This window comes from Brytella acorum (assembly GCF_029309905.1).
Classification (GTDB): Bacteria; Pseudomonadota; Alphaproteobacteria; order Acetobacterales; family Acetobacteraceae; genus Brytella; species Brytella acorum.
The window spans coordinates 448,255-463,225 of sequence record NZ_JARBJP010000001.1 but is presented as its reverse complement, the minus strand read 5'-3'; the positions used below and the strand labels follow the sequence as shown (position 1 = coordinate 463,225).

Genomic DNA, 14,971 nt, shown 5'->3' with positions numbered 1-14,971 from the left:
CTTTAGTCGTGGTGAGTTGCGGGAGTCGCGGACGGTGGATAGGCCGGCAGCCAGGCAGGAGGCATCGGGATGACCGGTGGATTCGCCTTGAGTTCGTCCATGAGAACCGACACACCCTTTTCGAGCTGTGCATCATGGCCAGCCAGAAGATCGGCGGGTTCGTTCTCGATGTCGATATCCGGATCAACCCCGTGATTCTCGATCACCCATTGTGATTTTCGATCATAAAGCGCGGTCTCGGGAATGGAAATCGTGCTGCCGTCGAGCAGTGGCCACATCCCGCGGATGCCGCGCACGCCGCCCCATGTCCGCGTCCCGATCAGCTTTCCGAGTTTATAATCCCGGAAATAGAACGGGAACATATCGCCGTTCGAGGCGGAATAGTGGTTGATGAGCGTGACCTTCGGGCCGACGATCAACTGCTGGGGGATCGAACGCCCCACGCCCTGCCGCGTCACGTCCATGCCGTCCAGAACACGTCGCAGACGCTCAAGCAGGATCTCGTCGATAAAGCCGCCGCCGTTCCAGCGATCGTCGATCATGAGCGCCTTCCTGTCGAGCTGCGTATAGAACTGACGGATGAACTGCTGCATCCCCAGCCCGGACATGTCGGACAGATAGATATAGGCGATCTGTCCGTGCGACAGACGATCGACCGTTTCGCGGTTATGCCGGATCCACTCCGCTTCGCGCAGCGACAGCTCGCTCTCCACGGGCTCGACCGTCACATCACGCCTCTTCCCTTCGATCGACGCGGCGATGGTCAGGGTCAGCGGGCCGTTCCTGCCGACGAACAGGCTGTAGGGATCGGTCGGCGCGCGCAGATCCTCGCCATCGACAGCAAGCAGGTAATCGCCATCACGGACGTTCATGCCGGGCTGCGCGAGCGGGGCGCGATAAGCGGGGCGCGCATTATCCCCGCGCAGCACATGCGCGAGGCGATAACGCCCCGACGCCGCATCGAGCGCGAAATCCGCTCCGATCAGGGCCGTCGGGAAGCGCCGTCCGGGCGGCTCGCCCACGCTCTGCGCATAGGTATGGGAATTGGCAAGTTCGCCCTGCAACTGCCCCAGAAGATAGCCGAAATCGGCCGACGACCCGAGCAGCGGGACAAGCTTCTCGTAGCTTGCATGGATCTGGTTCCAGTCCACGCCATTCATCATCGGATTGTAGAAAAAATCCCTCTCCAGGCGCCACGCCTCATTGAACATGGCGGCCCACTCCCGGGGCGGCGTCACGAAGGCCGTCATCGCATCGACCTTGAGCTTGTGAGGTTCGGATTTCGGCCTGGCCTCGGCGATGAACCAGTCATGACCATTCCGCCACAGCATGAACGCGCCATCATAAGACAGCGTCAGCGCGTCGTATTTCTGCTGGATCAACAGGCTTTTCCGAGCGGCGACATCATAGCTGAAAAGCGAGCGTTCGCCGCCATCCGGCGTCGCTCCGTCAATGGATTCCTTGGGTTCCGTTTCGTAAAAGAGCCTGTCTCCGCGCATGGCGATCTTCGTCACGCCGGGCCGGATATCCGGCACCGGCTCCGCACGCGAAAGAATCCCGTAAACGTCCACCCCCGCGGAAGGATCGGTGTGCTTCGCATCGGCGCCAGCGTGCTGATCCGCGCCGTCCCCCGCATTCTTCCCGCCCTCGGACGGGCCTGACTCATCGGACCGTATTCCGAACATGGCCGGTGTCGAAGCCGCCAGAGCCGCGACATAAATACCCGTGCTCTGCATGGAATAGGCGTTGAACTCGTGCTCGTCGAAGACGGGGTGTTCGAGACGCTGGGACGTGAAGAAAAGATACCGGCCATCCCTGGAAAATTGCGGCTTCGTGTCGGCCTCCGCGCCACCCAGCGGCATGAGCTGGCGCGTTTCGATATCATACAGGAAAAGGCCAGGCTGGTGATTGTCACGCTTCATGCTGAAAGCGAGATAATGTCCATCCGGAGAGAAAGCCTGATCGTGAATCTCGTCCTGAATGTCCTGGGCGACCGGGACCGGATCGGACCCGATCGTCATGACCCACAGCCGGTTGTTGTTGTCTGAAAAGGCCAGTTGCTTGCCGTCCGCCGAGAAGATCGGGGCATAACGGTATCCGTCGCGGAAATGCGTCAACTGACGCGCCGGGCCGCCATCGACGGCGCGCAGCCATATCTGCTGCTCGCCATTTTCGTCCGACGTGTAGGCCAGCTGGCTGCCATCCGGCGAGAAGACCGGATGCTCGTCATCCGCATCACTGCTATGGGTCAGGTTGCGCACGGCCCCATGTTCGGCCGGAAGCGAGAACAGATCGCCGCGCGCCACGAGAGCGGCGCGCCGTCCATTCGGCGCAACGGCAAAATTGGGTTCATGGGCATAATCGCTGTCGCGGATGGCATCCGCTGCGGCGACGGGACGCGACATGGTCCGCATGCCGTCGTCAGGCACCGTAACGTCAAGACGATGAAGCTCTTCCGAAGGCAGATCCATCACCCACAAAGCGCCGCCCTGCTGGAATGTCAGGCCGCTGTCACCCAGCGAGGGAAAATCGACATCGAAATCCGTGAAATGCGTGAGTTGCCGCGTCTGGTGCGTTTCCAGGTCGAGAACCCATATGTTGGCGCGGCGGTTCGAATCATGATCCGCCAGAAAATAGATTTTATGCCCGAACCACATGGGCTGTGTCGCCGTGCCGGACCAGTCCGTGACCTGCGCCATCCTGTGGCTGTTCAGGTCATAGGTGAACACATTCTGGGCCAGGCCGCCGTCATAACGCTTCCAGGTCCGGAAATCCCGCAGGATGCGGGTCAGGGCGACCGTATGCCCATCCGGCCCGTAGGTCATGAAACCACTGCGATCCAGCGGCAGCGGTGTGGGCAGGCCTCCGGTCAAAGGGACGGTGAACGGACGGTTGATCCACGAATTCCAGGCCAGGGCGCGTGAGGAAAATACGATCGAGCGCGAATCCGGCGTCCATGTCATGACCATGTTGTCCGGCGCCCAGCGATCGGGCGCCTTCGCCGCAATATCCGAATGGAAGGTCAGTCGTCGGGCCGGACCGCCGCCGGACGGCATGACGTAGACGTCCTGATTGCCCTGATAGCTTGCGGTGAACGCGATCCACTGTCCGTCCGGCGAATATCGCGGCAGAAAATCGTCTCCCGGATCGGCCGTCAGACGACGCGCCGCGCCGCCTTTGCGCGACACCTCCCAGAGGTTGCCATGCGCGACGAAAACCACCGTGTCGCCGTGCAGGTTCGGATAACGCATGAACGTGTGCAGCCCGTCCATTTCGCGAAGCGCCGTCTGTGCCCGAACCTGAGCCACGGGCATGCTGGCGGCTCCTATCAACGAGAGACCCGTCATCAGAATGGCCTGTCGAATCGGTCGGGAAATATCTCTCATGTCTTGTCCTGAATGGCGCTGGATGCTGACCTTATCATGGCGCACCGAAAGCGGATCGCGCCCTAACGTTTCCAAGAGAAGAGCGGTCGTCAAGCGGGAGCCTTGCAGGCAGAGCGCCCTTTCCGTCCGATGGCGGAGAGGCTATGTGCCCAGAAACATCGTCAGCACAGGATTTTGCGTCACATGTCCGATACGCCGCCCGATCGCCTCAGCGCCAGCCCTGACAGCCCGTTCTTCAACGAAGGCGTTCTCGAACGCGGCATTGGCGTCCGCTTCAAGGATGAAGAGCGCTTCAACGTCGAGGAATACTGCATCAGCGAAGGCTGGGTGCGCATGGCGGTCGGCCGCACCCTCGATCGCAAGGGGCGTCCCATGACCATCAAGGTGACCGGTCCGGTCGAAGTCTGGTTCAAGGACGAAGAAAAACCAGCCTGAAAGCGAGAGCAGCCCGCTTCGAGGATCATGCATGGCGCCGATTCGCATCATTATCGATACCGACCCCGGTCAGGACGATGCGGTGGCGCTCCTGCTGGCCCTCGCCTCGCCGGATGAACTGACGGTCGAAGCCGTCACGACCGTGGGCGGCAATACGGGTATCGAGAACACCACACGCAATGCCGCCGCGATCCTCGAACTGGCCGGGCGGTCGGATATCCCCCTCTATCGCGGATGCGATATCCCGCTGGTCCGGCCTCCCCTGCGGGCAGAACACGTGCATGGCGAGAGCGGCCTCGATGGCGCGGCGCTCCCTCCGCCGTCGAAACAGGCGGAAGCCACCCATGCCGTGGACTTCCTGACCGATTATCTGCGTGCTCAGCCGCAGGGCGCGATCACACTCGTGACGCTCGCCCCCATGACCAATATCGCGCTGGCCCTGCGCAAGGCGCCCGACATCGCGCCGCGCATCGCACGCATCGTCTCGATGATCGGCGCCTGTTTCGAGGGCGGCAACATCACGCCAAACGCGGAATTCAATGCCTTCGTCGACCCTGAAGCCGCGAAAATCGTGTTCGGCGCAGGCATTCCCATGGTCGTTCTGCCCCTCGACGTCACACATCAGATGGCCGCGACCGCGGCGCGCCTCGCCGCCATCCGCGCCGTCGACAATGCCGCCGCACGCTGCGTCGCGGGCATGCTGGGGTTTTCGGAACGGTTCGATCTCAAGAAGTTCGAATCTGACGGCGCGCCCCTTCACGATCCCTGCACGATCGGCTGGTTGCTGCGCCCGGACCTCTTCCAGGGGCGTGAGGTCAATATCTGCGTCGAGACGCAGGGGGAGTTCTGCGCCGGGACCACGATCGTGGATTACTGGCGCGTGACAGGACGAGCGCCCAACGCACTCTATCTCCGCGACGGGAACGCGGACGGGTTTTACGCGCTCCTGACCGAGCGGCTCGCGCGCCTGGGCTAACTCTTCCCAAGTTATGCAAATTTAGCATATCTAAAATCACAAACGGTCATATTCCCGGCATTCCTCCAAGATGTTTATGGTGAAAGCCATTCCCAAAAAGCAGAGCCGGAACCCGCGTCCATGCCTCAATCGGACATCGCCATGCTTATCGAGACGATCGCGCTGGACATGCGGTCGGCTCCGGAGCGTGGCGTCCTGCCAACGTATATTCCGCCGCTCGCAGACGTGGATCCGGACAAATTCGGCATTGCCGTACTCGAAGCCAACGGCCGCATGCATCTCACCGGAGATGCCAATGAACCCTTCTCGATCCAGAGCATTTCCAAGGTCTATGCGCTCACCATGGCGCTCGAAACCATCGGAGCACCGATCTGGTCCCGCGTGCGGCAGGAACCTTCCGGCAATCCCTTCAATTCGATCATGCAGCTTGAAAGCGAGCGCGGCATACCCCGCAACCCGTTCATCAATGCGGGCGCTCTCGTGATATCCGATATCCTGCTTTCGCATTTCGGCGCCGCCGACGCCCGCCGCGCGTTTCTCGCTTTCGTTCGCTCTCTCGTCGCCAAAACCAGTGGCGTCAGATATGACGAATCCCTGGCCCGGCAGGAATATGAAACCGGCTTTCGCAATGCGGCCCTCGCCAACGACATGCGCAATTTCGGGAATATTCAAAATCTGATCCCGAGCGTGCTTCGCCAGTATTTTCATCAATGCGCCATCACCATGACCTGCCGCCAACTCGCCGAAAGCGGGCGTTTTCTGATGATGGGCGGACGGGTCGCCACGGAAACCGCACAGTCCGTTTCCGCCCGGACGACCCAGACCGTGCTCGCGCTGATGATGCTATGCGGCCATTATGACGGGTCGGGATCTTTCGCCGTTCAGGTCGGCCTGCCGGGCAAATCAGGCGTCGGCGGGGGCATTCTCGCAATCGTCCCGGGCATCGCCTCGATCGCCGTATGGTCGCCCGGTCTGAACGCGCAGGGGAACTCTCTTCTCGGCACCGCCGCTCTGACACGCCTCGTCCACGCCACGGGATGGTCCGTCTTCACGCCTCCTCGGCACGAAGCATGATTTCGCATGCGCCGCGCCGCCATATGTCAATCATGCCATTTTCGATTAAACATGCCGGTCGAACGGCCCGTTCGGCGGACGGGCACCAATAACATGCGAGGGTTATCCCTCCTCAACCGACGGCGCGGACCATGACAAAGCCCATTTCGACCGACGCTCCCACATTTCGCGAGGCCATGTCCCTGCTGGCCAGCGCGGTGACGATCATCACAACGGATGGACCTGGCGGCCGTCACGGCTTCACGGCTTCAGCCGTGTGCAGCGTGTCCGACACCCCGCCGACGCTGCTGGTCTGCATCAATCGCGATGGCAAGACGCATCCTCATGTCATGGCGCATGGGCGCATCGCAATCAACGTTCTGGCGGAATCGCACGATTCCCTCTCCAACCAGTTCGCTGACAGCCGGCTGGATATGACCGCCCGCTTCGCGACAGGCGACTGGCAAACGGGCACGACCGGCCTGCCCATCCTGCGGGACGCATTGGCAACACTGGAATGTCGGATCAGCGAAACCCGCGACATCGGCACGCATACGGTCGTTTTCGCGGAAGTCGATGTCGTCACGCTCCCCAAAACGGCGAACCGGGGCCTCGTCTGGTTCCGACGGGGTTACGTTCCGGTCTGACACTCATATTGCCACTGTCGATCTATCGTTTTTCAGGCATCTCTCCTGAAAAACGGAAGGAGCTGGCGGCACCGTCCACTGTCCCCCCCCCCCCCGCTGATCATGCGTGCTTTACAGAGGGCCAGGCTCCAGGTTCGATTCGGCTCCGAAATCCAGAAATCATACGTCTTCGAGTCCATCGAAATCAGACGCCACGCGTGTCAAAGCCGTGCTCGCCTGCGCGAAACGCTCGACCCAGTCCGGCGCCAGTCCATCGTCGGTGATGACATGCGTCATGTCCTCCAGACGCCCTACCCGGAAGGTCGCATGCTGGCCAAATTTCGAGCTGTCCATCAGCAGGCAACGCTGGGTGGCCTGTCGGATCATCGCCGCATTCAGACTGGCCTCGTCACTATCCGGCGTCGCGATGCTCCCGTCAGGCTGGACCGCGCTGGCGCCCAGGAAAAGCCTGTCGAACCAAAGTCCTTCGATGCTTCGTTCCGCTAACGGACCAACGATGCTCCGGTTCTCGTTGCGGATACGCCCGGCGATCAGCGTGATCTGAAGCTGTGGCGTGTCGAGCAGGGTCTGCACGATGGCGATGCTGTTGGTAAAAACATTGAGCTGCATGGGATCGAGACGAAGACGCCGGGCCAACTGGAGCACCGTCGTGCCGGAATCCATGAAAACGGACTCATGCGGATGCAGTCCTTCGAAAGCGGCCTCGGCAATCGCACGCTTGAGGCCCAGGCGATGGCTTTCACGCGCCTCGAAGGCAATTTCCATGCCTCCCGAATGCACGATCTCGGCGCCGCCATGAGTACGGCGCACATAACCCTGCTCTTCGAGGCGCTGCAGATCCCTCCGGATCGTCACGACGGAACTATCCACGATCTTTGCCAACTCGTTCACGCCCGTCATGCCGTGGCGATAAAGATAATGACGAATCTGAGTCAGACGGTCGGGCTGCATCGTTCCTCCGGGGCTCGTTCCTGCATCCTTATCCTATCGCAACACGAGACCCGTGCCTATGAAGCTCTCTGGAAGGTCAATCATAATGAATATAAATTTTGTCCGGTTTTGATCGTTTTGCTTGATGAATATTTATGATCACGCTTTACTTTCCGCGCCATCCCCTCGCCGACCGACTTCACGGGCCGAGGTCGGCTGCTTCCCTTGCCGGAGAACGCTCAACAATGTTCCGATTCGTTCGCTTTCCCGTCACGCTTCTGTTGTGCTCGGCAACGTTCCTGAGTGTCGCGGCTCTCGATGCGGCAACCCCTGCCTACGCCCGGGCCGCGGAAAACACCGTTCTGGCACCCGCGGCCACGGAAACGGTTCTCAACGGCGATACGCAGCATTTCGGGAACAATGTCGCCCGGCTGACATGGACGATCGACGGCGCGCACGTCAAAAACGCAAGTTTCACGGACGTGGTCCATGACCGCACCATCCCGCTCTTCGCCCTGTTCAGCATCAATCTGAGCCATGGAGAAAAGATCCCGAGCAGTGTTCTCACGCTGACGGCTCGCCCCCAGGAGGGGCTCCTTCCGGCGCAGAAGAGCGCGGCGCGTGGCGCGGAACGCCTGGACGGACATTTCGTGACAGCCCGGTTCACCGATCCCAAGGGACGCTTCGCCGTGCTCTGGCGCGTCGAACAGCGGACCGGCTCGCCCTATCTTCGCCAGAGCATCACGTTGACTCCATCAGGCACTCCATCCGGCACCGCGCTTTCCATCAAGAACGTCGCATTGCTCGAAGCCCATACGGATGTCGGCGAGGTGCTCGGAGACGTTCAGGGGTCGCCCGTCGGCATCCAGGACGTCTATTTCGGAATCGAAAGCCCCTTAGCCGACAGCCTCGTCTTCAACGGCCGCAGCCGCCTCAGCCTGACCCAGGCCCTCCCGATCGAACCAGGTCATGACCTCACCGTCTCGGCCGTCGCGGGCGTATCGCGACATGGACAGATGCGTCGCGACTTCCAGATCTATCTCGAACGCGAGCGCACCCATCCCTATCGTCCGTTTCTCAACTACAATTCGTGGTACGATATCGGCTATTTCACGCCTTACACGCAGAAAGACGCGGAAAATCGCATCAGGACCATCGGGGACGAGCTGGTACGCAAGCGCGGCGTCCAGATCGACTCCTTTCTGTTCGACGATGGCTGGGACGATCGCAGCGGCAACTGGCGGTTCAGCCATGATTTTCCCCAGGGTTTTCGTCCCCTTTGCGCATTGGCCGCGTCGTTCGGCGCGGCTCCGGGCGTCTGGCTTTCGCCTTGGGGCGGCTACAGCACGCCCAAGGAAATCCGCGTCGCCAACGGACAGAAGCTCGGCCTCGAGACGCGCGACGGCGGCTTCGATCTTTCGGGACCGAAATATTACGCGGTCTTTCACAAGGCCGTGCTCGACATGCTGCATAACGACTGCATCAACCAGTTCAAATTCGACGGCACAGGAAACGCGGACCAGGTCGCGCCCGGCAGTGTCTTCAACAGCGACTTCGACGCTGCCATCCATCTGATCGCCGACATCTACAAGGCCAAGCCCGATACGTTCATCAACCTGACCACTGGCACCTATCCATCACCCTTCTGGCTGCGCACGGCGGACTCCATCTGGCGCGGGGGCGAAGACGACATGCTGCGCGGCGTGGGCACGAAGCGTCAGCGCTGGATCACCTATCGCGATTCCGATACCTATCGGAACATCGTGGTCAAGGCGCCGCTCTTTCCCATCAACTCGCTCATGCTGCACGGCATCATCTACGCCCAGAAGAATCAGCGCCTGAACGATGACCCCGGTCATGATTTCCCCGATGAAGTCCATTCCTTCTTCGCAACCGGCACAGATGAACAGGAACTCTACGTCACACCGGACCTCCTGAAAGACGCGGACTGGGATGTCATCGCGTCAACCGCCAGATGGGCGCGCGCCAACGCCGAAATTCTCAAGGACAGCCATTGGGTGGGAGGTGATCCGGGGCGGCTCGAACCCTACGGCTGGGCCGCATGGACGCCGCAGAGAGCCTTCCTGACGCTGCGCAATCCCGATCAGGTGTCCCGCACCATCCTGATCGAGCCACGTCGCGTGCTGGAACTGCCCGACGACGCGCCCACACATTATGGCGTGCGCACGTTGTGGGCGAAATCGGCGGCTCCCACAGCGTTCGATGCCGACCAGCCGGTCGTCATCCGTCTCGCCCCCTTCGAGGTCATGACACTTGAACTCACGCCCTGACCCACGCCGATCCGCCGTCGCCATTCTGACGGTCGTCCTCGCGATACTGCCGATCCGTCTCTCGACGGCCCATGCCGGGCCGCCGATGGGGTGGAACAGCTGGAACCATTTCTCGGACAAAGTGACCGAAACCGACATCCGCAAGGCCGCGGACGCGCTTGTCACGAGCGGCATGGCGGCCGCGGGCTATCGGTACGTCATCATCGACGACGGCTGGCAGGGCACGCGCGACGCCTCGGGAGTCCTGCATTCCAATCCTCGCAGCTTTCCCAACATGAAAGCTCTGGCCGATTACGTCCATGCCAGGGGCCTCAAATTCGGGATATACAGTTCGCCGGGTCCGAAAACCTGCGCGGGTTTTACGGGCAGCAGCGGTCATGAAACCGAAGACGCCCGCCAGTTCGCGGCTTGGGGCGTCGATTATCTGAAATACGATCTCTGCTCGCTGCGCGGCGCGCTCAATGGACGGCCGCTGGCCATCCAGAAAGAAGCGAGCATCGTCGCCTTTCAGCGCATGCACGAAGCTCTGGACGCCACCGGCCGTCCCATCGTCTATGCTCTGAGCACGTATGGATGGAACCGCGTATGGGAGTGGGGCGCGTCCGTGGGCGCCTCGACCTGGCGCACCACGACCGATATCGGCCCCTCCTACACAAGCATGATCTTCAACGCGCTCGGCACGCAGGCGATCCCGCCCCTGGACGACACGGATCACTGGAACGATCCGGACATGCTGGAGATCGGCAATGACGGTTTCGACGCGTCGGGCGAGGCACGGACCCATATGACGCTCTGGGCCATGCTGGCCGCGCCGCTGATCGCGGGAAACGACCTTTCCGCCCTGCGTCCCGAAACCCGCGAGATCCTGACCAACCGCGATCTCATCAAGGTCGATCAGGACCGGGGCAGCCGCGCCGGACGGATGATCCGCTGGGATGGCGCGATCCAGACCTGGCGACGCGACCTGAGCGACGGCAGCACCGTCATGGCCCTGGTCAACACCCTCGACCACGAGATCGACGACCGGGCGAACGACGTGCTTGCGCCGGATGTCTTGCAGCGGAAAGCGCGCGATCTCTGGACGCACCGCGACGTCGCACCCTTTTCAGGTCAGGAAAGCCTGACGATCGGCATGCGTGACGTTCTCGTTTTGCGATTCGCGCCGAAATAAGCATTTCGGGCCAGCAGCGTTCGGCGCTACGAACCGCCCGGATTCTTGCCGTAAATCACCTGCGTCGCGGGCGTCACGGAGCCCGGCGTGGACTGGGACGCGCTCGCGGAACTTCTGTCGTCCGGCGCATGATCGGTGCCATCTCCCATACCGCCGATCTGTAGTCCGGCAGGAATGGCGCTCGGCATGTACGGCGGCGCGTGATGATGACTCCGCCCCGGCGGCCCGCGCACCACCAGATCCGCTCGCGGCGGCCCGAGCATACCCCCGCCGTCGTCGCCGCCACAAGCTACGAGCGGTAGTGTCGAAACCAGCAGAAGCGTAACGTGGTGAACCCGAGCGAGCATGATGGAACAGACTACCAAGCCATGCCACGCCGCAGCAACCCGCCCCCTGAATCGCAATCGATAATTGACGCGTGCCGCCGGTTGCGACATCCACCGTCCTTCCGGACGTCCGATCAGCAAAGGAGTTCCCACGGCGTGTTCGAAGGCTCACTGGACTCTTCCGCCGCACGACGCCGCGCCTGGCTCGACAGTCTCTTTGTCGATCACGCCATTTTTCGTCTCCCATGGACGAATCTTGCGACCGTTGTGCCCGGCCGCGTCTATCGCTGCAATCACCCCACCCCGGCTCGCCTCGCGCGGCTGAAATCCAGGCTGGGATTGCAGACACTGGTCAATCTGCGCGGTCATCGTCGCTGCGGGTCCGACGCCCTGTCACGCCGCGCCGCGGAGGATCTGGGCCTGGCGCATGTCGACATGGCTTTTGAAAGCCGCGGCGCGCCGCATCGAGACCGCATCATCCGCTTCGAGGGCCTTTATCACGCGATAAAGACCCCCATGCTCATGCACTGCAAATCGGGAGCCGACCGGGCGGGTCTCGCATCCGGGCTGGTCGTGATGTTCGAGGGCGGCACGACGGCGGAAGCGCTCCGTCAGCTCCATTGGCGTTTCGGGCATTTCAACCGTGCGCGGACCGGGATTCTGGACGCGTTTTTCCTGCGTTACCGTGCTCAGGGAGAAGGTCGCCTGCCATTCATGGACTGGGTGCGAGACGAATACGACGAAACGGCATTGAAGCGCGACTTCGTCGCGGGCCGCTTGTCTTCTTTCGTCACGGACAAGGTTTTGCGACGCGAATAAACCCGAAGCCCGAGGTCCGACGCACCCTATATTGCCTTCATCATCCGGAGGCGGGATAGTCAGCCGCATTGACGCGACCATCGCCAGGAAAGATCAATCATATCATGAGTCCAAGCATGCCTCTTCTCTCGCCTCGCCGTCTTGGGGCCGTCGCCCTTGCGCTCGGCCTGACTCTTCCGGCGGCCGATGCATTTCTCCATCAGGCACGCGCGCAGGCCGTCATTACCGGTGTGCAGACCACCACGGCCACCGTCGAAACCGTCGACCATGACACTGGCACCGTGCTGCTGCGCGACGCGCATGATAACCTGATCACGGTCACGGTACCGAAAGGGACGGCGAACCTGCCCCGCCTTCAGGCCGGTGATCAACTCGGGCTGCGCTTCTTCCAGACCATGGACGCCGCCATCGCCCGTCCCGATAGTCCCATGCCGATTTCGACGCTTCAGACGAGCAAGGGCTATGTCCACCGCCATCCTCATGGAACATTGATCTCGTTCCTTCGGCAGCGGGTCACGATCGTCGCGATCGATCTCCAGACATCGACCGTGACATTCACGACGGCCGACAAGAACACCCGCACCGTGACCCTTCATACCAAGGCCATGCAGGCACTCCTGCCCGGTCTGAAAAGCGGCGATGAAGTGGACGTCACCACAATGGACGCGATCTCGTTCGTCGTCATGAACCGCACCAATACGTCGTCCGTATCCGTGACGGAGCAGAAGGGTGGTGTTACGGCGCCGAAGTAGACGGTCGCACGACCCCGAAGGGCATGGGTCTCCCACGCCCTTCGCGTTCAGTGCGCTAGAGCACCGGGCCGATCATCGCCAGCGTGTTGTTCAGCAGCACGCGATGGCGCGGCCAGGCGATGACTTCGTCGAGCGTGATTTCGATCGACGCGTCGATGTAACTCCTTTGGCGCGCGCAGACTGTTTCCGCGAAATCGCGATCCGCCAGCAGAATATTGTTCTCGAAATTGAGGTCGAAACTGCGCCGATCCAGATTGGCGGAACCCACGAGCGTCATGCCACCATCGACGGTCAGCGCTTTCGTATGGAGCAATCCGTGCGGATATTCGAAGATGCGCACACCGGCTTCCAGCAGCCCCCGATAATAACTGCGGCTCGCACCCGCCACGATCCAGGAATCGTTGCGCCGGGGCACCGTCAGGATCGTGCGCACCCCGCGCCGGGCCGCGGACGTCAACGCGAACTGTATCGGCTCGTCCGGCACGTAATAGGGTGTGGTGATTGTCAGTTCGTGTGCCGCCGCGTTCATCAGCGACACGAATGTTTCAGGCATCGCGCCATAACGCAAGGCCGCGCTCGAACCGATGACCTGCGCGACGAAACCCGGACCTGTGGGGACGACGGCTTTTTCGAGGAGAGGGCTCAGATCCTCATCCGTATGCGCCATCCAGTCGGTCGCAAACAGATGCTGGTTCTGCAAAACGACGGGGCCTTTGAAACGCACCATCAGATCAACCCATGGCGCATATTTGGCCTTCACGCGGAAAGCCGGGTCCGCGCAGTTCTGGCTGCCCGTATAGGTCACGACGTTATCGATCACGACGATCTTGCGGTGATTGCGCATATCCATCCGTCCGCGCAGGGGACGAAGAAAAATATTGCCGAGCGGCAATGAACGCACGACCTGCACGCCTGCCTCCTTCATGTCGCGCCAGTGCGGACTGTGAATAAGGCGTCGGGAACCCAGATCATCGGCCATGACACGACAGGTGACCCCGCGTCGCGCCGCCCGCTTCAGGGCTTCGACGATTTTAAGCCCGTTATTGTCTGCCAGCCAGATATAAAAGCTGACATGCACATGGTCGGTCGCCTGGTCCATGTCGGCCGCCATGGTCTGGATCGCGAGATCCGACGTTTCCATCAGGACGGCCGTGTTGTTCCCGACGGGCGGATAGCCGCTGGCCGACTGCCCCACCCGAAAGAGCGGGGCCAGTCTCGGCGGAACGGAAAACGTGGTTTCGGCGTCTACCAGCGCCTCCGAACGCTTGCCTGGCACCGGCAGAAGGCGCATCGCGTCGCGAATGCGTGCGACGCGGCGACTACCGAGATTGGCTTCCCCGAGAAGAATATACGCCAGGGTTCCCAAAAGCGGCAGCGCCGCGATGATCGCCACCCACGCGACCCGGGAAGCAGGCTGACGATGCCGTCGGAGCAAGGCCCGTACAATGAAGGTCACCTGCAAAGCGACGGTTGCAACCGCCAGAAGCTCCCGCCAGTGCATGACTCTCCTTTCCCGAAGATGACTTCGCGGAAAACGCGACGCGCGAAACTAGCGAAGGCTGTCCGGTGCGATATCGGCAGGACGAGGCACCAGTCGGAAACGCAACCGCTTCACGGACGCACCCAGATGGGCACCGTTCGTAACAAGATGCAGGTGAAGATGAACGCCGAACTGATTTTCGAGAATCGCCTCGCCGACGCCTGGTCCCGCGGCGGCATCGACACTGGCCGTCCAGTAGGTACCGTCGAAATCGCTGAGGTGAGACAGATTGGTGACCTCACCGACACCTTTGATATCGAGATAACCGAGGGAGCCGATACCGCCCCCTCCAACATGGAAATCATAGGTCCTGCCGTTGAAGCTGAGGGTGCCCTTGCCCCACTCATATCCGAAGCCGCCGCCGATTTCGCGCAGCTGAAATGACACGGTCGGCGCCAGGACGGAAGCGGCAACCGCCGCCGACTCGTCTGCGCGAGCATTGCCGAGCATGGCGCTGGCAATCAGGCCCGCAGCCGCCCCAAAACGCACGATGCGATACGCCATCATCCCGGCCCCCCAAAACGACAAAACAAAACAGCAGGTCGGCAGAACGCATGAATCGCTGATACGTTCAGTCGCATTCACGCCACACATGTCGCGCGAAACGCCTGCTGAAAATATCCTGTTCCGACGACATTGCCATGA

13 protein-coding genes are annotated in these 14,971 nt (G+C 61.5%); 8 read left to right on the top strand and 5 right to left on the bottom strand.

Annotation, left to right across the window (positions count from 1 at the left end; translation table 11 throughout):
• Window positions 1-2 precede the first annotated feature (2 nt).
• Window positions 3-3,386 carry a S41 family peptidase gene (locus PWM43_RS01995; protein ID WP_289840887.1) on the bottom strand — a complete coding sequence of 1,128 codons (3,384 nt, stop codon included), beginning with the start codon at window positions 3,384-3,386 and terminating at the stop codon, window positions 3-5.
• 183 nt (window positions 3,387-3,569) lie between these two features.
• Between PWM43_RS01995 and PWM43_RS01990 the strand changes: the two genes are divergently transcribed.
• The 4 genes from PWM43_RS01990 to PWM43_RS01975 all read left to right on the top strand — a co-directional run bounded on the left by PWM43_RS01990 (window position 3,570) and on the right by PWM43_RS01975 (window position 6,497).
• Window positions 3,570-3,821 carry a DUF3297 family protein gene (locus PWM43_RS01990; protein WP_289840886.1) on the top strand — a complete coding sequence of 84 codons (252 nt, stop codon included), beginning with the start codon at window positions 3,570-3,572 and terminating at the stop codon, window positions 3,819-3,821.
• 31 nt (window positions 3,822-3,852) lie between these two features.
• A complete protein-coding gene (locus PWM43_RS01985; protein ID WP_289840885.1) occupies window positions 3,853-4,797 on the top strand; it encodes a nucleoside hydrolase in 945 nt (314 codons plus the stop codon).
• Window positions 4,798-4,917: 120 nt separating this feature from the next.
• Complete coding sequence (locus tag PWM43_RS01980; protein WP_289840884.1) at window positions 4,918-5,871, top strand: glutaminase; 954 nt, start codon at window positions 4,918-4,920, stop codon at window positions 5,869-5,871.
• A gap of 131 nt (window positions 5,872-6,002) precedes the next feature.
• Complete coding sequence (locus PWM43_RS01975; RefSeq protein WP_289840883.1) at window positions 6,003-6,497, top strand: flavin reductase; 495 nt, start codon at window positions 6,003-6,005, stop codon at window positions 6,495-6,497.
• A gap of 159 nt (window positions 6,498-6,656) precedes the next feature.
• Here the strand turns inward: PWM43_RS01975 and PWM43_RS01970 are convergent, their stop codons facing one another.
• A complete protein-coding gene (locus PWM43_RS01970) occupies window positions 6,657-7,448 on the bottom strand; it encodes a DeoR/GlpR family DNA-binding transcription regulator (protein WP_289840882.1) in 792 nt (263 codons plus the stop codon).
• 224 nt (window positions 7,449-7,672) lie between these two features.
• Here PWM43_RS01970 and PWM43_RS01965 point away from each other — a divergent pair, with 224 nt between their 5' ends.
• Together PWM43_RS01965 and PWM43_RS01960 are read left to right on the top strand one after the other, a co-directional pair.
• On the top strand, window positions 7,673-9,718 hold the full coding sequence (locus PWM43_RS01965; RefSeq protein ID WP_289840881.1) for an alpha-galactosidase: 2,046 nt from the start codon (window positions 7,673-7,675) through the stop codon (window positions 9,716-9,718).
• The gene (locus PWM43_RS01960; protein ID WP_289840880.1) at window positions 9,702-10,889 is read left to right on the top strand and encodes a glycoside hydrolase family 27 protein; all 1,188 of its coding nucleotides are present in this window, start codon (window positions 9,702-9,704) and stop codon (window positions 10,887-10,889) included. Before PWM43_RS01965 ends, PWM43_RS01960 begins: the two co-directional genes overlap by 17 nt.
• 26 nt (window positions 10,890-10,915) lie before the next feature.
• Here the strand turns inward: PWM43_RS01960 and PWM43_RS01955 are convergent, their stop codons facing one another.
• The gene (locus PWM43_RS01955; RefSeq protein ID WP_289840879.1) at window positions 10,916-11,326 is read right to left on the bottom strand and encodes a hypothetical protein; all 411 of its coding nucleotides are present in this window, start codon (window positions 11,324-11,326) and stop codon (window positions 10,916-10,918) included.
• A 45-nt stretch (window positions 11,327-11,371) separates the two neighbouring features.
• On the opposite strand from PWM43_RS01955, the gene PWM43_RS01950 reads away from it, so the two are divergent.
• Window positions 11,372-12,034: a protein-tyrosine phosphatase family protein gene (locus PWM43_RS01950; protein WP_289840878.1), complete on the top strand. Its 663-nt coding sequence runs from the start codon at window positions 11,372-11,374 to the stop codon at window positions 12,032-12,034.
• 104 nt (window positions 12,035-12,138) lie between these two features.
• A complete protein-coding gene (locus tag PWM43_RS01945; protein WP_289840877.1) occupies window positions 12,139-12,786 on the top strand; it encodes a preprotein translocase subunit YajC in 648 nt (215 codons plus the stop codon).
• Window positions 12,787-12,841: 55 nt separating this feature from the next.
• Here the strand turns inward: PWM43_RS01945 and cls are convergent, their stop codons facing one another.
• Window positions 12,842-14,287 carry a cardiolipin synthase gene (gene cls, locus PWM43_RS01940; RefSeq protein ID WP_289840876.1) on the bottom strand — a complete coding sequence of 482 codons (1,446 nt, stop codon included), beginning with the start codon at window positions 14,285-14,287 and terminating at the stop codon, window positions 12,842-12,844.
• 48 nt (window positions 14,288-14,335) lie between these two features.
• Entirely contained in the window at window positions 14,336-14,833 is a 498-nt protein-coding gene (locus tag PWM43_RS01935; protein ID WP_289840875.1) for a hypothetical protein, read from the bottom strand.
• Window positions 14,834-14,971 lie beyond the last annotated feature (138 nt).

What these genes read in the sequence shown, in the direction of transcription:
- PWM43_RS01995 (WP_289840887.1), bottom strand. Translation starts at nt 3,386, where the DNA reads ATGAGAGATATTTCCCGACCGATTCGACAGGCCATTCTGATGACGGGT.
- PWM43_RS01990 (WP_289840886.1), top strand. Translation starts at nt 3,570, where the DNA reads ATGTCCGATACGCCGCCCGATCGCCTCAGCGCCAGCCCTGACAGCCCG.
- PWM43_RS01985 (WP_289840885.1), top strand. Translation starts at nt 3,853, where the DNA reads ATGGCGCCGATTCGCATCATTATCGATACCGACCCCGGTCAGGACGAT.
- PWM43_RS01980 (WP_289840884.1), top strand. Translation starts at nt 4,918, where the DNA reads ATGCCTCAATCGGACATCGCCATGCTTATCGAGACGATCGCGCTGGAC.
- PWM43_RS01975 (WP_289840883.1), top strand. Translation starts at nt 6,003, where the DNA reads ATGACAAAGCCCATTTCGACCGACGCTCCCACATTTCGCGAGGCCATG.
- PWM43_RS01970 (WP_289840882.1), bottom strand. Translation starts at nt 7,448, where the DNA reads ATGCAGCCCGACCGTCTGACTCAGATTCGTCATTATCTTTATCGCCAC.
- PWM43_RS01965 (WP_289840881.1), top strand. Translation starts at nt 7,673, where the DNA reads ATGTTCCGATTCGTTCGCTTTCCCGTCACGCTTCTGTTGTGCTCGGCA.
- PWM43_RS01955 (WP_289840879.1), bottom strand. Translation starts at nt 11,326, where the DNA reads ATGTCGCAACCGGCGGCACGCGTCAATTATCGATTGCGATTCAGGGGG.
- PWM43_RS01945 (WP_289840877.1), top strand. Translation starts at nt 12,139, where the DNA reads ATGAGTCCAAGCATGCCTCTTCTCTCGCCTCGCCGTCTTGGGGCCGTC.
- cls (WP_289840876.1), bottom strand. Translation starts at nt 14,287, where the DNA reads ATGCACTGGCGGGAGCTTCTGGCGGTTGCAACCGTCGCTTTGCAGGTG.
- PWM43_RS01935 (WP_289840875.1), bottom strand. Translation starts at nt 14,833, where the DNA reads ATGATGGCGTATCGCATCGTGCGTTTTGGGGCGGCTGCGGGCCTGATT.